This is a genomic window from Shewanella frigidimarina (assembly GCF_003797125.1).
Lineage (GTDB): Bacteria > Pseudomonadota > Gammaproteobacteria > Enterobacterales > Shewanellaceae > Shewanella > Shewanella frigidimarina.
Map to the genome: position 1 here is coordinate 867,991 of NZ_RKKE01000002.1, position 22,220 is coordinate 890,210.

A 22,220-nucleotide genomic window follows, 5' to 3' on the forward strand; every position below is an offset into this window, starting at 1 on the left:
TTATGACGTTGCCATTAGAACTTCATTGTGACTTTAGTATAAATATAACGGCCTAGTGGGTTATGTACGCCCATTGCGTAACCATAAAGGTCAGCATCGCCATCACCAATCGCAAATGATGGCTCTTCATCAAACACGTTATTTACACCTACAGATAACTTAACAGTATCGTTGAAACGATATGAACCAGACATATCAACTAACAACTGTGCATCAACAGTACGAGTTTTGTTGTAGTCTTCAAACTCACCGATATAGCTTAAGTTAACGTTAGCCGTAAAGTCGTCCATGTTCCAGTTGGTTGTTGCCAACCAACGGTGTTGTGGATACTCGTACTCACCGGTGTAGTCAATCGTTGTTCCATCAACTTCTTTTTCAAAGCTGATTAAGTAGCTGTACTCTAAACCAAACTTAATATCACCATAGCTGTTTAACTCAAGACCGTAATGGCTAGATAAATCGATACCTTGTACTTCTTGTGAGCCAATATTGACAAATGCTGACTTGATTACGTCAATTGAGCCAAATGTTTCGCCCGCTTGCGGTGCATTACGTAAACAAATAGTGCTATTTTGATCATTACAGTTTTCGTCGTAAAGATCTTGGTTTTGCAATGAGTCAATTTTGTGATCTTGGAGAATATTGTATAAATCAAAACCAATATCAAACTGCTGACTTGGTGCCCAAATCATACCGACGTTCCAAGTCTCAGACTCTTCCGCTTTAAGATTCGGGTTACCGGCAAATATAAAGTTGTAGTCAAGCAATTCACAGTCGACGTTATCAGCTGCACAACGATAGCTATCGGTTAAAAAGTCACTTTTTTCAGAAGGGCCTAAACCAATTTGCGCTAATGATGGTGCACGGAAACCTGTGGACCAAGAACCACGTGCAGTTATCTCGTCACTAATACCCCACTGGAAAGCAATTTTAGGGTTAGTGGTTGAACCAAAGTCACTGTAGCTGTCATAACGACCGGCAAGTTGTAATTCAAAGTTATCTGCAATAGGAATTGATAATTCTACATAGGCAGCATGTTGATCACGCGAACCAAATGCAGACACCGCTTCAGTACCAAAAATAAGACCGCGTTGGAACTGCTCATCAGGAATGTCACTAACGCTTTCTTCGCGGTATTCTGCACCTGCAGCCATCATGATATCGCGATCTGCGATGGTAAATGCATGTCCCGAAATACTCGCATCATAAGCTGTGATGCTCGACTTACCTTGTCTTACTAGACTTGTGGTGATGCGATCAATCACATCTTGCGAGTTCATAGTGCCGCCAAACGGGTTGTAGTTACCGGCATCAATTTCGGCTTGTAAGTAATCGGTTCTTACCCAACCTTGTGAGCGGTCACCAGTTTGAGTAGATTCACTGCGGCCACGTTGCGCTGATACTTCCCAGTCCCAATCATTGATAACGCCACGAAGACCGGCAACAATACGCATGGTATCTGATTCGATATCCCAACGACGTGCGCCAGCATCAACTGTACGGTAACGACCGATATCAATGTCTTGTCCAAATGGATTGTTAGGATGAGAACCTGGCACGGTTAAACCAGCATCTTCATCTAATGGCGTTGGTGCACCACCCGCTTCAGAGGTGTTATGTTGTACAGATAACTCTAAAAATGCAGTTAAATCTTCTCCGAGCATGTAATCAAATTGGCCAATAGCACCAACACGCTCAGACGTTGGAATGGTTAAATTGTATGGACCGTAATCAAACAAACAACTGCCACTTGCTGTGGCATTCTCAGCGGGGCAATCAGGATCGATGGTTTTCACACCATTAACATAAAAATACCCTGGAAAGCCTCGTGATGAACGGTAATCTTCACCACCGTAAGGTGATTGGTTTGCAGTGCCAAAACGGCCCATATCGCTTGCTGACAAAGTGCCATTAGTAAAGTAATCAAGAATAACTGACGCACTGCCTTTGTCGGCTTTTACGCCCCACACTAAGCTGGCTGTGGTTTCGTCATAACCCGTACCGCTGTCGTCGCCATAACCTAGGTTAATTTCAAGCCCTTCGATGTCTTTTCTTAATATGATGTTAACCACACCAGCAATAGCATCAGAACCATAAATAGCTGAAGCACCGTCTTTAAGAATATCAATGCGCTCAATTGCTGATACAGGGATGTTGTTGATATCAACAAATGAATTCGAAATCCCTTCAGCAAAGGCACTCGATCCCACTCGGCGACCATTGATAAGTACCAAAGTGGCATCTGGCCCTAAGCCACGTAAACTGATTGATGCGCCACCGTTAGCGGTAGAATCTTGGCTGTTACCACGAGTAGAAAATGCGCCAGAACCGTTTGCAGGCATACGTTCAAGCAATTGTTGTAGGTTATCAAAACCCATGTTGGCAATATCGTCTTTATTCAACGATTGAACTGGCGATGGTCCTTCAATATCAGTCCGTTTGATACGAGAACCGGTCACTTCAATTCGTTCAACTTTTGATTGTGCACCTGCTTCGGCAGCTTGAGAAACGAGTGCGATAGGGGCAAGGGACAGTGAAACGGCGATGGCGCAAGCACTACGCAATAGGTTAGTTTTTTTCATGATCATCCTTAACGTTAATTTATTGTTTTACATCCTTGACTGCTGCACACTGCCGTTTAAAACTATAACGACGTGCAACTCGTACGGATTTATTTTTACGTAACCAAGTTAAGTTATTTCTTAACAAAGTCAACACAAGCCAGTAATGTAAATGTAACTAGTTACTTACACAAGAATAAATACTTAAAAAAAGTGAATTTAAAAGCTTTTGATATGGAGATCAAATGAGTGACAAAACCCTAGTTAGTGCCCACTTTCATGCAAACCTAGGTCTGTACTGGTTATTGTCTGGCAGCGTATTCATTTTCCTAAGTGTCGTTGGTATTCCATTGTTATTATTATGGTTTCCCCTAGGATTACTGGCGACAAAGCGTTACATCAATAACATGGGTGCTGAATTAACCGAGCAAAAACTCATCGTCCGCAAAGGGTTGTTTACTCGAACAGAAAATACTGTTCCATTGGATAAAATCACCGATATGGCACTTATCCAAGGTCCCATTATGCGCATATTTGGCATTCATAAACTTACCGTAGAAACCGCCGGGCAATCTGGCGCAGGGGCGTTAATTAGCTTAATTGGCGTCATAAATGTAGTCGATTTTAGAGCACAAGTACTGGCACAAAAAACACAACTCAGTGAACGGCAAAACAGCGCATCAGCTCGTCCAAATACCGATGTATTAATCCTCGACAATCTACAACAAATGAACGCCACCTTATTGCGAATAGAACGATCATTAACCGCTAAACAATCAAACTAGGTCTTTTTTAACATGCTTAATCAACAAACTGCATCAGCCTTACCGTGGGTCTCTCGTGTTAGCACACTGTTTAAAGCCACAGGACCAGGAATCTTAATGGCCGCCGCCGCAATTGGCGCTTCTCACCTAGTGGCCTCAACTCGAGCAGGTGCCGAATTTGGTTGGCAACTGGCGTGGCTCATTTTATTAGTCAATATCGTTAAGTATCCTTTCTTCGCCGCTGGCGCTCGCTACACCGCAGCAACTGATGAGAGTTTATTGCACGGTTATCAAAAGCAAGGGCGCGGGTATTTGATGCTGTTTACTGGGCTTAATGTTATTGCCGCCATTGCCAGTACGGCTGGGGTATGTATGTTAACGGCGGCAATGTTAACCCAGTTTATTCCGCTATCAATTGACGTATTAGCGCTGATTGTATTGGCCAGCTCATTAGCATTATTAATTTTCGGCCACTACAAACTGCTTGATAAAATGACTAAAATTATCATGCTGGCTCTTACGCTAACCACCTTAGTCGCCGTGGCATTAGCCTTTAATCGTTATAGCGGATTCGGCACTCCAGTGGTCAGTGAATCTCCTTGGCAATGGGCATACGTCGGTTTTTTAGTAGCGATGATGGGTTGGATGCCAGCTCCGATAGAGGTAAGTACTTGGAACTCGTTATGGTTAATAGAAAAACGTAAAACCCAAACGGTAACTGCCAAGCAGGCTATTTTTGATTTTAATCTAGGCTATGTCACCACGGCATTACTGGCGATTGTATTTTTAGCGTTAGGCGCATTAGTGATGCACGGCAGTGGCGAGCGTTTTTCAGACTCAGGTGCGGTATTTGCCTCACAATTGATCACCCTTTATAGCCAAGTCATGGGCAATGAAAGCCGCTATCTAATTGGGATTGTTGCATTTTTATGTATATTTAGTACCACGGTTACCGTGATAGATGGCTACAGTCGCACACTTGATATGGGCTGGCGATTACTGTCTCACAACACGTCACCACGCAGTTATTTAACCCAGGTGATGCTCGGGATCAGCGCGCTTGGTTTATTACTCATTTTATTCTTTAAAGGCGCCTTATTACCGCTGCTTGAATTTGTGATGATCCTTGCCTTTATGACTACCGTTATTTTTGCATGGCTTAACTTCCGTTTAATGACAAGTAACACCTTGGCTAAAAAACATCGTTATGGCCGTGTGATGGTTGGGTTGTCTTGGATTGGTTTATTGTATTTAGTTAGCTTCGCTATCTTGTTTATTTATTGGTATTTCACAAAATAATCTCACTAAAAGCCTAGAGGCTAGGACGCTACGCGGCTAGATCCTATAAAATCAACAGCCTAACAGCGAAGCGACACTAGCTGCGTTAGAAATCGATTGCAGCTCAAGCAGGATTAATCTGACTAATCAGTGATTACCCGCTATAATAGTGTTTCGTCAACTGACCTAAACCATTTATGCGCAGCCGCGCCAGAGAACCTTATGATTAACAATGATATTCTTCGCCGTATTCGCTTTGTGTTTGACTATTCAAATGCCAAAATGATTAACATTTTCAGCCAAGCCAAAGTAGACATGTCTTCAGAGCAAATTATTGCGCTGTTGAAAAAAGAGGAAGAAGAAGGTTATCAAGCGTGTAATGACACATTAATGTGCCAATTCTTAGATGGTTTGATCATTCAAAATCGTGGTTTAAAGCCTGGAGCTGAAGTACCAGTGCCTTTAAAGCAACTGACTAATAATCTTATATTCAAAAAATTACGCGTAGCGCTAGAAATGCGTGAAGAAGATATTATTGCCGCATTAGCTTTAGCAGATTTTTCAATGACTAAATCTGAACTAGGTGCGCTATTCCGTAACCCTGACCATAAAAACTATAAACCTTGTGGCGACCAGGTGTTAAGAAACTTCGTTAAAGGTTTATCAATCAAACATCGCGGTAAGTAATATTCGTTAGGATGTTGAGATAATACTTTATTAATGCGTAGCTTAGGCTGCGCATTTTTGTTTGTGGCGTTTACATTTAAACAATAATAATTTTGCATTTACACCATGCGATTGTTCACATAGTAATGACACAATAGTAAGTGATGAGTAGAAGTACCTAACAATAATGTGATTTTACTCACTTAACAGACCACAAAAAAGATCAGACGTGATAATCTACAAGCACAAAAAACCAGCCCAATTCTAATAACGATCTAACTGGATCTCACACATTAAGGTTCCCCATGGACGATAACAAACGCCCCCTCTATCTTCCTTTTGCCGGCCCAGCGATTCTTGAATCACCCCTGCTTAATAAAGGCAGTGCATTTAGTGAAGAAGAACGAATTTATTTCAACCTCGAAGGCCTCATTCCTTGGGTCATTGAAACCATTGATGAGCAAGCCGCTCGTGCTTACGCACAGTTTAAAAACTTCACCAATGATCTCGATAAGCACATTTATTTGCGCAACATTCAAGATACTAACGAAACCTTATTTTATCGTTTAGTGCGTAATAACATCAGTGAAATGATGCCAATTATCTACACGCCTACGGTTGGTTTAGCCTGTGAACGTTTCTCAAAAAACTATCGTCGTAACCGTGGTTTATTTATTTCGTATCCTAACAAAGATCGCATTGATGATATTTTAAATAACTCAACCCGCCATAAAGTCAAAGTCATCGTGGTGACGGACGGAGAACGTATTCTCGGTTTAGGCGACCAAGGCATAGGCGGTATGGGGATCCCAATTGGTAAATTATCGCTATACACCAGTTGTGGCGGCATAAGCCCGGCGTATTGTCTTGCGGTGACCTTAGATGTTGGTACTGATAACCCACAACTTCTTGAAGACCCTATGTATATGGGCTGGCGTCATCAGCGTATTGGCGGTGATGAATATGCTGAATTTGTTGAAGAGTTTATGCAAGCAGTCAGCCGTCGCTGGCCAGATGCCTTAATTCAGTTCGAAGATTTTGCACAAAAAAATGCCATGCCATTACTTGAGCGTTATAAAGATCAATATTGCAGTTTCAATGATGATATCCAGGGCACGGCAGCTGTTACGGTTGGCTCACTATTGGCTGCTTGTAAAGCCGCTAACAGTAAACTCAGCGAGCAACGCATCACCTTCTTAGGTGCGGGTAGCGCAGGTTGTGGTATTGCCGAAGCGATTGTGGCAACAATGGTGTCTGAGGGCATTAGCGATCAGCAAGCTCGCTCACAAGTGTTTATGGTCGATCGTTGGGGCTTATTACTCGATAATATGCCTAACCTACTCCCTTTCCAACAGAAGCTAGCTCAACCTTGTGCCACGATAGAAGCATGGGACAATTACAGTGACAATATCTCGTTACTTGATGTAGTTAACAATGCTAAACCAACGGTACTTATTGGAGTATCAGGCTCTCCAGGGTTATTTACTGAAGAAATCATTAAGGCAATGCACAGCCATTGTAAACGTCCGATAGTATTCCCATTATCGAATCCGACAAGCCGTGTAGAAGCGACTCCTAAGGACATCCTTAATTGGACATCGGGCCAAGCACTCGTGGCAACGGGCAGCCCATTTGAACCAGTAATAGTCAATGGCGAAACTTTTGAGATAGCGCAGTGTAATAATAGCTTTATCTTCCCAGGTATTGGCTTAGGTGTATTATCTTGTGGTGCAAGACGTGTATCTGATGAAATGTTAATGGCTTCAAGTCGTGCTTTAGCGGAATGTTCACCATTAGGTAAAGACGGTGTTGGCTCGCTATTACCTCGCCTTGAAGATATTCAAACTGTTAGTAAATATATTGCTTTTGCTGTTGCTAAAGCAGCTATTGATCAAGGTTTAGCATTACCTTGTACCGATGAGTTACTGCAACAATCGATTGAGGCTAACTTCTGGGAACCTGAATATCGTCGTTACAAACGTACCTCATTCTAACAATGATTAAGTACGACTCAGCGCTTTAGAATGATAAAGCGCTGATCATCATTACTGTGATAGCAAAACTCATTAATTGAAACGGTTATGCGCTTTTTAACCATAAAAAAATCCCAACCTAAGTTGGGATTTTTTGTATCCGCTATAACAGTAAATTTATGCCGACATCACTAGCTTAAAACTATTTAACAATGGACGGTCGGTGCGCGATTTTTTAAGCTTACGTAAACACTCTTTCAACGACTGCTCCGCTAAGCGACCGAATACACCATCATATTCGTTATTATTCATCTCTTCTTCAGAGTCCGCACTGTCAGCAATTTCTTGCGCAACACGGCTTAACTGCATCCACGCATTGGCAATATAAAAGCCATGAAACTCTGCTTTAGTCATTAACTTTTGCGCACTCGCTGGCAATGCATCCCAAGCATGAGTAAACGTATTGGCTTTATCTTCAATAAGTTCGGTAAACAAGCCTTCATAGGCCTCAAGTAATGTTTCAGGTAACTTATCCATCGGCAGCACTTTGTTTGCTACGTTATACGAAATTTGTTTTGCTACTTCTTGATACTGCGGGTCAACTTTTGTCATGGTTATCTCTCAATTAAAATTCTCCACATAGATCCGCATCAGAATGTTTGATGGCACAATAATCAAACTATTTAGTGAAATTAGGCCAGATCAAACGCATTCTTATGTCATATCAATGCAGTGATATGTCTTTTTCTCATGTAAATTAAAACAAGCTGGTTCAATTATGACATGATTTTTTACTGTTTGTATTATCAGTTTTTAAAGTAATACTCCGCCGATATATCAACCTGATGGGCAGATACTCCTTTAAAATTGGACTTTAATCTGCAGGTCACATTAATTTATCCTTGATAAAAGGCCTGTTGTGCACAATAATTGCTCATCGATAGTAAAGATACATACAAAAGTATTACAACAACGCTCACACAATAATTATTGTTGCCAACAAAAAAACTATAAATAAGCAGCTTATTAACTTGAAAACATCACTTCAGATTCACTTTTTTATTGCCATTTTTATAGCAATATTTTTTTTACCCACATCAGTCTTTGCCGCTTATTACGACAACGTCAAAGCTGATGCTATCTATAAAAAAATAGATTTAGCTGATTATGTTGATCAGGTTTCAGGTGAAGAGTTACTCAACGAATATAAGCGGCTCATTGCCTCTGACGATGAGATCCGTCAAAAACTCTATGTCCGTTTATACTGCTGGAACCAGCCTTCTACTACAGATAGTGAACTTGCCAGCGCCATTAAGTATGCAGAGCAACAACTGCTGATATATTCAGTACCCTATCCATCAGCAATTCATACTGATTTATTATTATGTTTAGGTTATTACAAACAGTTTTCAGGTCAATTAGACGAAGCTCTTGACGATCTTTCTAATGCAATAAATAACGCATACGAACTTGAAGATCCTCGACTTATCGCTGACGGCCGAAGCATTCGAGGGGCAATGCTGTCATATCAAGGCAACTATTCATCTGCATTAGAAGATTTAATTACATCGCAACAATTGTATGAAAATCTTAATTTAACTTATTGGGCAAATGATAACTTAAGTGAACTTGCTGCAAGTTATCGGCGTTTTGGTGATGCTGAAACCGCTCTGAAATACCAAATAAAACTTGAACAAGCTTACCTTAAGGCCAATCAACAAATAGAAGCTGATAATATCAATAATCAGATCGCGTTTTCACTTCTAGAGCTTGGGCGTATTGACGAGTCTACGGCACGATTTAAACAGTCGCTTACCTTCTGGAAAACCCAAAAAGATAACATTGCTATTGCAGATGCCAAAACCAATATTGCAGGAAACCTGATTAAACTAGATAAAATAGATGAAGCACTAGTGCTGTTAAAGGAAGCAGAAAAAGAAATCCCAGTCAGTAATGATGGGCCGCATAGTTCATTAATGTTATACCTAGCACAAGTATATTTAGCTAAAAATGAATTAGATAAAGCCCTTGAATACAGTCAGCTTGCATCAATTGATTTTAACCGTGGTGGCAATCAACGCGGTGAAAATGAAAACATCTATCTCAAAAGCGATATCTACCAAGCTAAAGGTGATATTGAAAATGCATTAAAAACATTACAAAAATTTATTAAAATGCACATGGCACTTGATAAGCAAAATATGTCTGATCGCAACTCAGAAATGCAAGCGCGCTTTAATACCAACAAAATTCAAACCGAAAACGAATGGTTAATACAACGCGACAAAGATAAAGAGCAGCAGTTACAGATTTTACAGCGTAACGAAAGCATGCAAATTATCATTATTATCTTAGTTGCGATTATTTTAATTATCGTATCAATGTTTGCTTACAAGCAAGTTATACGAAAACAACTCTTTAGGCGTTTAGCCCTAACCGATGAGCTGACTAAATTGGCCAATAGACGTGATACCTATTCTCAGGGGCATTACTTCTTAAAATCATCCAAACTATCAGGTAATCCGTTTTCCATTATCTCTTTTGATGCTGATCATTTTAAAATGGTCAACGATACATTAGGCCATGATATGGGCGATAAAGTGCTAGTAAAGCTAGCGTCAATTAGCGCAAGCATGATGCGCGATACCGATGTTGTTGGACGTGTTGGCGGTGAAGAATTTTTGATTTTACTGCCTAATATCGACAAAACTAAAGCCATTGAAATCGCTAATCGTTTAATTGAAACCATTGCTGATTACGATTGGACTCAGATTGCGCCGAACTTACATCAAACCGTCAGTGCCGGGGTTGCCAGCTATAGTAATGAAGAAGACTTGTCACCATTGTTACTAAAAGCCGACAAAGCGCTCTATTCTGCCAAAGCTGCAGGTCGAAATTGTGTCAAAGCTGAGTAAAACGCGTATAATTTTAGCGTGTTTACTCAATGATAGTGTTATGACAACAACGACCGTAGCATTAACTCCAAATCCTATTCCTGATCTAGGAACCGATCTAACAACTGAGCCCTGTCCATTGACCGCGGCTCAACTTGATGTGCTCAATAGACAAATCAAGCTTTGGGGTAAAGAACTTGGCTTTGCTCATATTGGTGTTGCTGATGTCGACTTAAGCCAACATGAAGCAGCATTACAAGATTGGTTAGATAAGGGGTATCACGGTGAGATGGGTTATATGGCTAATCATGGAATGATGCGCGCTAGACCTGCAGAGTTACATCCAGGAGCCATTAGAGTGATTTGTGCTCGGATGGACTATTTACCACCTGACGCCGGCTTTGCCAGTAATTTAACTGACCCAAATCTTGGTTATATCTCTCGTTATGCGGGTGGACGTGACTATCATAAACTCATCCGACAACGGCTTAAAAAGCTCGGCGATAAAATCAACCAGTATTGCCAACAACTAGACTTTGATGCGACTGATTTTAGACCATTTGTGGATTCTGCACCTATTTTGGAACGTCCATTAGCCGACAAAGCCGGACTAGGCTGGACTGGCAAACACTCGTTAATTTTACACCCTGATGCAGGCAGTTGGTTTTTCCTCGGCGAGTTACTCATTAACTTACCATTGCCGTTAGATATCCCGATTGAAGAAGGCTGCAACACTTGCGTAGCCTGCATAAAATCATGCCCAACTGATGCGATTGTCGAACCCTATGTTGTCGATGCAAGACGTTGTATTTCTTACTTGACCATTGAATTACAGGGTGCTATTCCAGAAGAGTTTCGCCCGCTTATAGGCAATCGTATTTATGGTTGTGATGACTGTCAGCTAGTGTGTCCGGTAAACGCTAAAGCACCACTGACTAAAGAGACTGATTTCCATACTCGCACTGCGCTTATTCAACCCGATTTACTGACTTTATTTGCTTGGTCTGAAACTTATTTTCTCAACCAAACAGAAGGCAGTGCGATTCGTCGAATAGGTCACAAACGTTGGTTACGTAATATCGCGATTGCATTAGGTAATGCTCCCGCTAATCCGGCCATTATTGAGGCATTGGAGCAACGTAAACACAGTGAAGAAGTGGATGATATGGTACTTGAACATATTGAATGGGCATTAGTGCAACAAATACAAAAAGCGCCACAGTCGGCGCTTTCACGGAAAACTCAACGAGTGATTAGATCAATACAAAAGGGTTTACCAAGAGACGCATAAACGAAAAGCGACAACTAGGTCCTAAGCATTAGAGTCTAAGGTAAAACCCACTTTAATAGTTACTTGCCAGTGGGCAATAAGACCTTCTTCTAAGTGGCCACGAGTTTCGATAACTTGAAACCAGCGCAAATGTAGTAAACTTTTATTGGCTTCTGCAATCGCATTTTTAACAGCCTCATCTGAACTGATTGGTGATGAACCAACAAGTTCAATGACTTTATAAGTGTGACTCATAATAGCTCCTATTGTTAACTGCACATCTTTAGTTTTAGTGTAGTAAACAATAGTACAGTTCACCGCAAAATCACTGCGTAATAACCAGTAAAATGGAGTAGCAGAACCAATCTAACTCAATTGATTTCTGCAAGTTAATCAATTTGAATAATGCCAATAGCTGCTTTTTCTAAATTGACCACTTCGTCACGTACTGCTAACGTAAGTTGGTTAAGCTTTGCGCATCGTTAGCCCAGTCGACCGCCATAGATTTTGGACGAGAACATCGCCATAAGTCAACGGAGGCTTAATGCAGCGAGAACAATAACGTTCACCCAACCAAATTAAGTAAACCTAACCCACTCTAATTATTCACAAAAATACTCCACCATGTCATTTCGCTCAGCTTCGCCGTGAACTAGCACGTCGATACCCAATTTAAGCTGACGTGAAATAGTGTCTTGAGTGACTTGCTCAAGCTGTAATCACGGCATTGATTCATCTTTCGCTAGCGACTGCGTAACGCCCGCATGACAGTAGTTCAACACCTGCATCTGCTTGCCACTGCCAATGAGTGGTTTTAATTCACTGGCACGTTTTTCAACTCCGTTAATGTTGCTTCACCGCGCCAATAACGCTCTAAAATAAACTTCAATTCACGCTGACGGCCTATGCGAGGAAACCCTAAACTTGAAATTTTCATACTGCTTTACTTTTCGTTGAGCAAAAAATATGGCTATTTATGCAGAAAAACCGCATAGGCGTCTGGACGTCTAGAAGTTTATTGTGTTACTCTGCTGTCAAGCAATCGAATTGATTTCATCAGCTAGTTGAGCAAGATTCATGTGGAGAGAAAATGATAGAGCTTAGACACCTTCGCACCTTGATGGCGTTAAAGGAAAGTGGCAGTTTAGCGGGTGCAGCTAAAAAAAGGTTTGTAACCCAGTCGGCGCTTTCTCATCAAATAAAAGAGTTAGAAACACGGATAAACTCAACTATTTTTGTGCGTAAGAGCAAACCATTGACGTTTACTCACGAAGGTTCACGTCTGCTGAATTTAGCGGAAGAAATCTTACCAAAAGTGATTGCAACCGAGTCGGATCTTAAACGCGGTTTAGAGAGTGAAAGCCAACAACTTAAGCTTGGCATTGAATGCCACAGTTGTTTTCGTTGGTTAATGCCTGTTATTGAGCAATTTAAACAACATGCACCAGCAGCTCAAATTGACATTTCGAGTCGTCATTTATTTGATTCACTCAATGCATTGGAAACAGGCAGTTTAGACATAGTGCTAACATCAGACCCTGTGCCAGGACATAGCGTCGCTTATCAGCATTTATTTGATTTTGAAGTAAAATTAATTGTTGCCAGTGATAACGAATTAGCGGCACAAGCGTTTGTCACGCCAGCGCAATTGGCAAAGCAAACCTTAATTAGTTACCCCGTGCCTTTAGCGCGTTTAGACATATACAAACACTTTTTAGAGCCTGCTGGTATTGAACCTGGCGAGCAAAAACAGTGTGATTTAACCTCAATGTTATTGCAACGAGTTGCCTGTAATGACGGCGTAGCAACCCTACCAACTTGGTCTATCCGAGAGAGTCAGGGGCTAAGCCTTACTGCGGTTAAATTAGGATCGGAAGGCCTGAAACGTCCATTATTTGGGGCTTATCGTCGCGACGCCACTAATGCAAATTTAATCCAAAAGTGGCTCGAACTGGTAGCGAGTGAAGGCATAAATCTACAACGGGTTGATTAATAAGCCTCGTTTAGATAGCACGCGTCGAAGCACAAGTCCTGGAGAATCAGGGTTTTGTGTTTGACGTAAATTATGTGCAATCAAAAATTCTTCGCGTAAATCTTCATCTAGTCCTAGTGACGCAAATGCTTCAAGCGATAACTGCTGCTGTTGTTTATCAATAAGTGACTTCAATACTTTTAACGATACTGGCCGAGATAACTCTGCATTTAAATAAGCAAAAGCCGTTAACGCAATCACCTGCCCAAACACACTAAACAACGCTAACGTTTGCATTTCATCCGCATCGATTTTAGTACCAACACCAATGTCATTGTCTTCGCGCAACAGTTCTATGCAATCCATCGCGATGATTTCATTTAATGCCCAATAACCTTGAACGAGTTTTTTGTAAGGCTCTGAAAGTTCATCAAGTCTTTCTTTAAGGTAAAACGAAAACGCGTAGCGATAAATGTTCACTTGGCCCAATCGGATTAAGGCATCTTTTACACTACGGCTTTTTGTTGATATGACACCTGCTGTTTGCGCGGTATTACTGCGTAACAATAAATGGGCTGCCAAAGCAGGATCCGCTGAAATGATATCGATAACGACTCGAATATCAGCTTCGTTAATCAGAGATTTTTTTAATGGAATTAATATGCCACGACGACCAATGACTTGCTCTTCATTGCCAATAATAGCTTGAACTTGAGTAAGGACTTGTTGCTCAAGATTAGTCATATTCATCAATTACCTTTTCTTAGAATAAATCACTTTATTCATTAATTTAACGATATATTAAAACGAAAGCCAGTAATAGTTTACTGGCTTTCGAAAGGTTATTCGCTAAAAAAGATAATCTAGAAACGATAACCCGCGGTAAGTCTAATTGAGCGACCAGTACCAGAATAATAACCACTGCCATAAGCCGAGTAATAACCGGTGCCAACATAATCTTCATCAAGCAAGTTATCTACACGTAAGCTACCATTCCAACCTGAATAGGTATAGTTAAGCGCAAGGTTTGTTAGCACGTAACTGTCTAACTTATCACCGGTATTGCTGTTGTCGCCTTCCATGTAACGCTCACCAGTGTAAACACCTTCAACAAAAGCTTGCCAATTATCAGCAAAATCATAGCTTACGAATGCTTTACCTGAATGTTTTGCTACCCATGATAACGCTTTACCGTCATTCTCACCTTGAGTGAACTCAGCATCAATATAGTCGTACGAAGCTCCTAGCAGCCAGTCATTAGATAACTGTACATCATAAGCAGTGCTCACACCAAAACGGCGAGATTCATCGGCGTTTACGTTAGCACCACCACCATAAGGCCCATCAGTACGACCGCCTTCGTAAACAATCTCATCTTCTAACTCAAGTTGATAAGCATTGATTTTTAATGTCTGAGTCGTAGTGGTAAAGTCCCAGCCCGCTTCGTAAGAACGACCTGTTTGTGGATTCAAACCTTTTACATCAAGCGGGGTGTAAGCTTGCTCATCGACTTTAGCAAAACGGAAGTTATCATTTGCACGGACATAAAAACGATTTTCACTGCTTGGGCGATAATTTAACCCCAACTCCAACGCATGGGCGTCATTATCGATTTCAATGCGATTCGGATAAAGTAATTGGTCATATAAATCGTCTGTCACTTCAGAATAACGACCACCGACGACATAAGATAAAGTCGGCGTGATCGGTACCGATGCTTGCACATAGGCGCTCTTTTGTGTCTGTTCATTATTTCGTTGCGTATAGAGCGTATCGAAATCTGCTTCACCTTTACTCACATCAATACCGGCAACAAAATTTAAATCGCCATGTTCTAAATGATAGTTAGCAGTAGCTTTAGGCGAGAAACTCAATAGATCGCGCTCAATACGCCCTGCTCCACCAAATAACAAGCTCGAGGTTGATGTATCTGAGTAGGTTAAATCAGCACCTAAGGCCCAGATTTTATTCAGCTGATATTGATAACCACTGCGCAATGCTGTGGTTATTTCATGAGAGAACTCACCTTCAGAAAATGATGCTACTTGGCGAGGATCGGCTTCATATTGCGCCAGCGTTAGCGCACCCGGTGCTTGGCGATCGTTATCAAAATGATTCACTTCAACAAAGAAGTCTTCGATATCTGTTTGATATTGCAAGCGACCTAGAATAGAGCTGGTTTCATTGTCATTATTATCGCGGTAATTATCGCTTTCGTTATAGCTCGCCGCTAAAAAGTAACGCCATGCATCGTTGATAGCCCCTGAAATATCACCTTTAGCTTCATAGGTATCAAAACTGCCACCAATAACCTGTAAGCCACCACCAGTTTCTGTTGGTGCTTTGGTAATGATATTGATAACGCCGCCAACGGCTTGGTCACCATATAATACCCCTGCGCTACCCGATAAAATCTCAATACGCTCAACTAAGTTAATCGGGATCGATTCAATACTCGGCGCTGAAATATCGATATTATTCAGTCTGCGTCCATCGACCAAAATTAAGGTGTTATTAGCGGCTTGTGATGCAGAAAAACCACGCATAGAAAATACAGTGCCCGAGTTATTATCCGACACCTGAATACCAGATTGTCCACGTAATAAATCGGTTAAATTGGTGGCGCCGCTCATTTGAATATCAGCAGCATCAATGACATTAACATTGGCTGCAATATTTAATGGCTTGGCAGCATTACGGCCAATAACCACAATGGTTTCATCCATGCTGATAGCCGAAGACGAGGGGGATGTAACAACTGATTCAATCGCAACAGCATTAACACTTGCGACACTGAAGACAGCACTTAATAACAGTGCGATTTTTGTTGGTTTAGTACCCATTTACCTTTAACTCCTGAAAGGAAAAATGGGGCAGTAGCGCCGCAATATAGAGCACCACTTTCGTCCTATTATATAGAAAAGTTCTATAAAATAAGTCACTAGCGGTATCACATTACATTTCGAGATCTGCCCACCGAAATCATCGAAATCACCTTTAAGGCCGGTCTCCGGACTGAGGTTGTGGCGTTACACTAAAGGTAAACGCACGCGAGCCGAGATGATTAACGCAACACTGTTGCGCACCTGACTCTCACCAATCACCGTTGCGGGGGCAGTACCAGATTTACACTGGTTTCCCGATTATCCTGCTTTGGTCTATCGATCCAAAGCAAGCACCGTAAAGATTGACTATTAAATTATCATGATTTGATATTCAGCTCATGATTGAAAAATATGTGTTGTTATGCCGGCATTAGCATTGAGTACCTTGGTACTGTCTGACGAATGAGTGGCATCATAAAATATTCACGCGGCGATTATAACGGATTCAAAGGTAAACTTGATACTAACAAAAGCTTAACTCACAGATTATTCAACTTGTCTGGCATTCAACATGTTGGGAAGTGACACAAGAAATGGCCAACAACGCTATCAACACGGCACTAATTATATTAACACGGCGCTAATATATGAACATGTCGTCAATGTTAGCGATAAATGTCGACGTTAGGGTTGGCTCATGAAGGCACGATAATTATCGATTGTGATTGGAACGGTCTCGATGGTAAAAATAGCTGTACGAATAGATTTATGGATTAGGTAGACATTCTCGTCATCACTTATCACCGTAAAATAGCCCATCTCACCTTGTGGACGAGAGATATAAGACGCTTCAACCACTGCGGAAGAATGATGAATATTAGGCATACTGGTGCAGCCTAATAAACCATGTACAGCCTCGAGCCCGCCTACTTTAGAGCTGCCCAGCTGTTGATAAACAATTTTGCCTTCACAATTTTCTTGATATGTCGCTGCCATCGAATCTAAAAACTGGTCCGGTTCCACATCATTTGCTAAGCCTTTAAACCCCTGCATGCAGACTAAACGAGACCAATCATTTAATGATTCATTGGATGGAATAAACTCAGCCATTGTCATATCGCCACGTTTATCGCTGAATGCAAGCTTCCAATCTAATGGCGGTAAAAAACCAAATTTTGCAGATAAGGCCGTGAGCTTTTGGACATCCTCAGACATCACCATAGCACCTGATGAGTTATCAACGTCGTCAAATGTCATCAGTGCAGGAGATATAGCCGATGCACCGCTCGGGAACAGGAACATAATCCCCAGACAGCCCGAGCAGCCGATAATTGCAGCAATCTTGTTCATCCAAATGAATCCTTATTTGGTCAAGAAAGAGATAAGTTGACTAAAAATCATTCTAATTATGTATATCCTATCCTGAACATACAACAATTGACACTTATCGATAACCTTTACATTGTCGGTAAATGTTAGTTTAGTTCTTCGTCGTCTTCGTCTTCATCTTCTGCATCGAATAACTCTTCTTCATCAACGGCAGATTCTGCAGCAATAGCGGCAGCTAAGCTTTTAGCCTTAAGATGCTTTTCAGTTTTACGCTTGTTACGATCAGCTTGCTTAGATAAAAAACCTTGTAGAGCTTGTTCGCCCCATGCTGTTGCTTCTGCTTCTGAAGCAAAACCATCTTGGCTTTTTGATACTATGGTTTTTGTCGCTGTCATACGACGAGTGATTTCGGTTTTCCAAGTGTTTTCGATTTGAATAACACGTAAACCATATTTTTTGCTATCGCTCATAATCTATTCTTTCCTACTTAAGGTATCACAGGCTAAAACCCATGAAATTTCAGCCGCGCAGTGTACTCGAAACGCACGAGTTTGGGCAGCTATTTAATGGTTATTTTTGCAGCTTATTTGAAAAACTAACTCAGTGGCAAGCGTAATGCTGCCACTGAGAAAAATATGATGAATAAAATCTCGCTGCGCTGAGGTTATTGTTTCACTAATTGGTTAGAACCAACAATCATCATTTCACATTTATGGCAGTCAAACACCAACTTCAATTTATCTTTACCAACATCTAAAAACATTGGGTCGGCTTTAATCCCTTCAACTTCTTTCGGGCATAAGTTAAAGCTGTAACGTAAACAATGTTTGGTCACCATTAACGGTGCATCATGCAACACGTTATTTTTCTCATAGGTATCTTCAATTTGAATCACCCCATGCTGATGATAAAACGATTTCGCTTTTTCGTTCGCCACGTTAGATAAAAAGCTCAATGCTTTTTGTGGGAAACGCGCCGTTTTATCATGTACCCAACGCTCTGGTCGTTGGTAACTCGTCACCCTTGTGGCCATTAATGCACTAACCGCATCGCGGCGCAGCTCGTTAACCACCGATGCAGGTAAAAACCACATTTGCTCAGTCAGTAAATTAATCTTGTTCAATACAAAATCACTACTGCCAAGTTTGCTGAGTTGCTTTTTGAGGTTTTCTGCCGTTTTAGCTTGATCATTTGCAGGAGCTTTATCGCAAGCTAAGGTAACGGTTGCACTTATACCGTGTATATCTGTAATGGTTAATCCAACGCCGTCATCGCTATCAAAAAATTGCATATCAACAGCAATTTTACGCGTGGCAGAATCTTTATTCAGGATAGCTTCAAACTTATGATCAAAGTTACGGAACATCATCACGCCAATTTTAAGATCTTTAGGTACCTCAGTTAAATACAAGGTATTACCGTCGGCGCGGTTAATGCGCACGCCGGAGAGCTTATCGTCAGACAACCGCTGGGTTTCATAATGTTCAACAAAGAAACATAAGCCATCACCATTGTTAAAATGAATGTCTTTGCCACTTTCACTGGTATCGATTTTAATGAAGTCTTTACCTACTTGGGTGATACGGCCCACTTTCTCACCAATAAACTTAGGCGAACTAAAATGCTCAATGGCCTCAGTACGTTCATTGACAAAATAATCTGTTTTACCGCGGTTAAAACTTTTATCAGGATCGGGCGTAAAATTAAACTCGCAACGACCATGAGAAATAGATTCCAAATCATTGCGTTTAGCAATAATGGCATCCAGTTGTTGGCGGTAATGTGCGGTAACATTCTTAAGGTAAGTAATGTCTTTTAAGCGGCCCTCAATTTTAAATGAACTAATGCCCGCATCAATTAAGGCTTCTAAATTATCTGTTTGGTTATTGTCTTTTAGTGATAATAAATGCTTATTTTCAGCTAATACTTCACCTTCACGCGTAGTTAAATTACACGGCAATCGACACATCTGTGAACATTCACCGCGATTAGCACTGCGATTAGAATACGCATGGCTTAAATTACATAAACCGCTATAACTGACACATAACGCACCATGAATAAAGAACTCTAACTTCATCTTTGTGCTAGCAGCAATGTCGCGAATTTGTGGAATATTCAACTCACGAGCTAACACGACTTGTGAAAAACCGACTTGTTCGAAAAAGACTGTTTTTTCTGGGCTGCGGTTATCAGTTTGAGTACTCGCATGTAACGCTATAGGTGGAAGATCTAATTGTAAAACCCCCATGTCTTGAACAATCAAGGCATCGACACCGGCTTCATAAAGTTGCCAAATAAGCTTTTGCGCTTTATCAATCTCGTCATCCATTAAAATGGTATTAAGCGCCACAAACACTTGGGCATGATAACGATGAGCAAATTCAGCTAAGCGAGCGATGTCTTCAACGCTGTTGCCAGCATTATGACGCGCGCCAAATGCTGGACCGCCAATATAAACGGCATCAGCGCCATGACGAATAGCCTCAATGCCATAATCAGCATTTTTAGCCGGTGCTAACAGTTCAAGTTGGCGCTTTACAGGCGCCTCAGGGGTGAACAATTCTACAGAAACCATAATGTTAACTAAATTTCGCATTAATTCGGATAAAAAAGTGCGCCAACATTAGTATGTTGACGCACTCGCATAGCTGCATACTTTAGCAAACTTTGAACAAAGTTCTAAGTAAATTCGTTGCTAATGACCGCCTAAAAAACGGTCGAATAGAGCTTATAAAAATAATTCTTGGATGTTTTTAAAGTCAGCTTTGCCTTCAGCAATTTCTTGCGGATTAAGCCCAGACACTTCATGGGGAAACACTAACCAATCTTCAGATGAATGAATAAAATAATCTGGTTTTAGCTCTACTTTAGTGTTTTTTGGCTTGTAATAAGGACATGCGATCCGGATATCTGTAGGCATGTTTAAACGCATGAACTTTCTTAATTTACCAATCAGCGCATCAATACTGCGGCCAGAGTCAAAAACGTCATCAACAATCAACAAACCATCGCTAGCATTGGCGTTTTCAATAATGTAATGCAAACCGTGTACTTTGATATTTTTATCTTGTTTGTCAGTGCCGATACCATAATAAGAAGACGTTCTAACGGCTATATGATCGGTTTCAACTTTTTTAAAATCAAAATACTCTTGGACTGCAATACCGATTGGAGCACCACCGCGCCAAATACCCACGATAAACTGTGGTCGAAAGCCACTGTCATATACTTGCGCAGCGAGTCTAAATGAATCTTCCAGCAGTTGTTGCGCACTAATATAATGTTTATCTGTCATTGGTTAAGCCCCCGATTATTTTATTGCGGAGAATTTTATACCAAATAAAGCTTTCTTGCCTGTAAGAATAGGAATTAATTGATCAATACCCATAAAAAATAAGACATGTTGGTCAAATAATATATGACTCAATATTGATTCCTACTTATTTGATGCATGTTCACATCAAGCATTTGCGTACGTTAAATCACTTCAGCATCAATAGAAGTCCTATCAACAAATCTCTAGTTCACTGCACGAGTCAAGTGACCGAGCGAGCTTATCAATGGAGATAAATCTACTTGTCATTAAAAACGACTATGGCATAGTGGGTTTAATGACAAGTAGATTAATCGCCAATTCAGGATGAATACGCCACTATGCTGCTCAATAAAACCTTACACAATAATTACGGTACTGGACTGGCAAACACCACGGACAGCAACGAACTCAATGTGCCCAAAGGTGACAACCCGCTCATATGGCCTGTGCTGAGTTTATTACAATCGTCAAATCAAAGTTGGAAAGTGCATCATTTAGCCAGTGAATTACAAACTAAAGGTTTAATGCATAACCTAGACCCATTACCCGAAAAAGACCTATTCAAACGCAACTTTCTACTAATGAACGCCTTGTATGAATTACAAGACATACTCATGCCTAAACAGTGGTTGCAAGTGAAGGCGATGGAAATTCAAATATTTCGGATCATTCCAGCCAGTGCTGATATACAACATATTCGCGATGGTGCATTACGTGACTATTACCTCGATTGGAACAATTATGACTCCAGCGTTAACGTTGTACGTGAAATGCTTGAGTCATTTTGGTCGAGCTTTCAAGAGTATATTGGTGTTAATACACAGTTGATGCACAAAGGTCATGCGTTAAAAGTGTTTGAACTTGATGAAACCGCAAGCGATAGAGACATTCGTAAACAGTGGCGTAAATTAGCGCTAAAATGGCATCCCGATCGTGAACAAGGTAATGCTGAACGCTTTCGAGAAGTGTGCGAAGCATGGCAGACACTCAGAGATTAGCGTTGGTCGGTAAACTACTGTGGTTGAACACTCTTTATCTACAGCCGTGATCGTAGTCAGCATGAAGATGATTAAGATGACTGCTCTACATTAATACTTCAATATTTGCCCTGCTTATTCACCATGCCATATCGGCCTTTCCACATAACCCATCAATAATGAACAACCCATTATCACTTAATGGTGACATTGGAAGAGATCATTAAACTCACATCAATATTTGGCCTTTATTAAGGAGTTATCTTCATAAAACACGCACCGATCACGAAATTAGCGTCTTTTTGATTGATGATTTAAGCCATAATTCAGCTAACAAACTTACCCTATTTAGCTAAAGTAGATTAATCGAATCCTAGTGACTATTTACTACT

18 protein-coding genes, 1 pseudogene and 1 riboswitch are annotated in these 22,220 nt (G+C 40.9%); of the genes and pseudogenes, 8 read left to right on the forward strand and 11 right to left on the reverse strand.

The features are described 5' to 3' along the window. Positions 1-14: 14 nt before the first annotated feature. A complete protein-coding gene (locus EGC86_RS08730) occupies positions 15-2,582 on the reverse strand; it encodes a TonB-dependent receptor (RefSeq protein ID WP_123777263.1) in 2,568 nt (855 codons plus the stop codon). A gap of 224 nt (positions 2,583-2,806) precedes the next feature. Here EGC86_RS08730 and EGC86_RS08735 point away from each other — a divergent pair, with 224 nt between their 5' ends. The 4 genes from EGC86_RS08735 (at position 2,807) to EGC86_RS08750 (ending at position 7,263) form a co-directional block, all read left to right on the forward strand. After that, on the forward strand, positions 2,807-3,346 hold the full coding sequence (locus tag EGC86_RS08735; RefSeq protein WP_123777264.1) for a PH domain-containing protein: 540 nt from the start codon (positions 2,807-2,809) through the stop codon (positions 3,344-3,346). A gap of 12 nt (positions 3,347-3,358) precedes the next feature. Then, positions 3,359-4,624 carry an Nramp family divalent metal transporter gene (locus EGC86_RS08740; RefSeq protein WP_011636311.1) on the forward strand — a complete coding sequence of 422 codons (1,266 nt, stop codon included), beginning with the start codon at positions 3,359-3,361 and terminating at the stop codon, positions 4,622-4,624. 201 nt (positions 4,625-4,825) lie between these two features. Continuing rightward, complete coding sequence (locus EGC86_RS08745; protein ID WP_011636310.1) at positions 4,826-5,290, forward strand: YehS family protein; 465 nt, start codon at positions 4,826-4,828, stop codon at positions 5,288-5,290. 284 nt (positions 5,291-5,574) lie between these two features. Next, positions 5,575-7,263: an NAD-dependent malic enzyme gene (locus EGC86_RS08750; protein ID WP_011636309.1), complete on the forward strand. Its 1,689-nt coding sequence runs from the start codon at positions 5,575-5,577 to the stop codon at positions 7,261-7,263. A 156-nt stretch (positions 7,264-7,419) separates the two neighbouring features. Here the strand turns inward: EGC86_RS08750 and EGC86_RS08755 are convergent, their stop codons facing one another. Continuing rightward, positions 7,420-7,854, reverse strand: a complete 435-nt coding sequence (locus EGC86_RS08755; protein WP_123777265.1) for a DUF3069 domain-containing protein — start codon at positions 7,852-7,854, stop codon at positions 7,420-7,422. Positions 7,855-8,273: 419 nt separating this feature from the next. On the opposite strand from EGC86_RS08755, the gene EGC86_RS08760 reads away from it, so the two are divergent. Beyond that, positions 8,274-10,157 (forward strand): GGDEF domain-containing protein, encoded by a 1,884-nt coding sequence (locus EGC86_RS08760; protein WP_123777266.1) that lies wholly within the window; start codon positions 8,274-8,276, stop codon positions 10,155-10,157. Positions 10,158-10,197: 40 nt separating this feature from the next. Further along, a complete protein-coding gene (gene queG, locus EGC86_RS08765) occupies positions 10,198-11,427 on the forward strand; it encodes a tRNA epoxyqueuosine(34) reductase QueG (protein ID WP_165872366.1) in 1,230 nt (409 codons plus the stop codon). Positions 11,428-11,448: 21 nt separating this feature from the next. Here queG and EGC86_RS08770 read toward each other — a convergent pair whose 3' ends face one another. The 3 genes and pseudogenes from EGC86_RS08770 to EGC86_RS21145 all read right to left on the reverse strand — a co-directional run bounded on the left by EGC86_RS08770 (position 11,449) and on the right by EGC86_RS21145 (position 12,343). Next, positions 11,449-11,661 carry a dodecin gene (locus EGC86_RS08770; RefSeq protein WP_041412796.1) on the reverse strand — a complete coding sequence of 71 codons (213 nt, stop codon included), beginning with the start codon at positions 11,659-11,661 and terminating at the stop codon, positions 11,449-11,451. A gap of 137 nt (positions 11,662-11,798) precedes the next feature. Further along, a pseudogene (locus tag EGC86_RS20975) lies at positions 11,799-12,122 on the reverse strand (5-methyltetrahydropteroyltriglutamate--homocysteine S-methyltransferase); the annotation flags it as partial. A gap of 98 nt (positions 12,123-12,220) precedes the next feature. Then, entirely contained in the window at positions 12,221-12,343 is a 123-nt protein-coding gene (locus EGC86_RS21145; RefSeq protein ID WP_102037289.1) for a hypothetical protein, read from the reverse strand. A gap of 153 nt (positions 12,344-12,496) precedes the next feature. Between EGC86_RS21145 and EGC86_RS08790 the strand changes: the two genes are divergently transcribed. Then, positions 12,497-13,399 (forward strand): LysR family transcriptional regulator, encoded by a 903-nt coding sequence (locus EGC86_RS08790; protein WP_011636304.1) that lies wholly within the window; start codon positions 12,497-12,499, stop codon positions 13,397-13,399. Here EGC86_RS08790 and EGC86_RS08795 read toward each other — a convergent pair. The 6 genes from EGC86_RS08795 to EGC86_RS08820 form a co-directional block, all read right to left on the reverse strand. Beyond that, positions 13,382-14,122: an HDOD domain-containing protein gene (locus EGC86_RS08795; protein ID WP_041413393.1), complete on the reverse strand. Its 741-nt coding sequence runs from the start codon at positions 14,120-14,122 to the stop codon at positions 13,382-13,384. The two genes, EGC86_RS08790 and EGC86_RS08795, sit on opposite strands and share 18 nt — an antisense overlap. Positions 14,123-14,241: 119 nt before the next feature. Next, entirely contained in the window at positions 14,242-16,221 is a 1,980-nt protein-coding gene (locus EGC86_RS08800) for a TonB-dependent receptor (protein WP_123777267.1), read from the reverse strand. Between the two features lie 141 nt (positions 16,222-16,362). Further along, positions 16,363-16,576, reverse strand: a riboswitch (cobalamin riboswitch). A 311-nt stretch (positions 16,577-16,887) separates the two neighbouring features. Continuing rightward, positions 16,888-17,553, reverse strand: coding sequence for a hypothetical protein (locus EGC86_RS08805; RefSeq protein ID WP_123777268.1), 666 nt, complete (start codon positions 17,551-17,553; stop codon positions 16,888-16,890). Positions 17,554-17,678: 125 nt separating this feature from the next. After that, the gene (locus EGC86_RS08810) at positions 17,679-18,002 is read right to left on the reverse strand and encodes a DUF3622 domain-containing protein (protein ID WP_123777269.1); all 324 of its coding nucleotides are present in this window, start codon (positions 18,000-18,002) and stop codon (positions 17,679-17,681) included. A 194-nt stretch (positions 18,003-18,196) separates the two neighbouring features. Beyond that, positions 18,197-20,110, reverse strand: coding sequence for a peptidase U32 family protein (locus EGC86_RS08815; protein WP_041413389.1), 1,914 nt, complete (start codon positions 20,108-20,110; stop codon positions 18,197-18,199). Between the two features lie 153 nt (positions 20,111-20,263). Then, entirely contained in the window at positions 20,264-20,830 is a 567-nt protein-coding gene (locus tag EGC86_RS08820; protein ID WP_011636298.1) for a phosphoribosyltransferase, read from the reverse strand. A 359-nt stretch (positions 20,831-21,189) separates the two neighbouring features. Here EGC86_RS08820 and EGC86_RS08825 point away from each other — a divergent pair, with 359 nt between their 5' ends. Further along, entirely contained in the window at positions 21,190-21,849 is a 660-nt protein-coding gene (locus EGC86_RS08825) for a DNA-J related domain-containing protein (RefSeq protein ID WP_123777270.1), read from the forward strand. Positions 21,850-22,220: the final 371 nt, after the last annotated feature.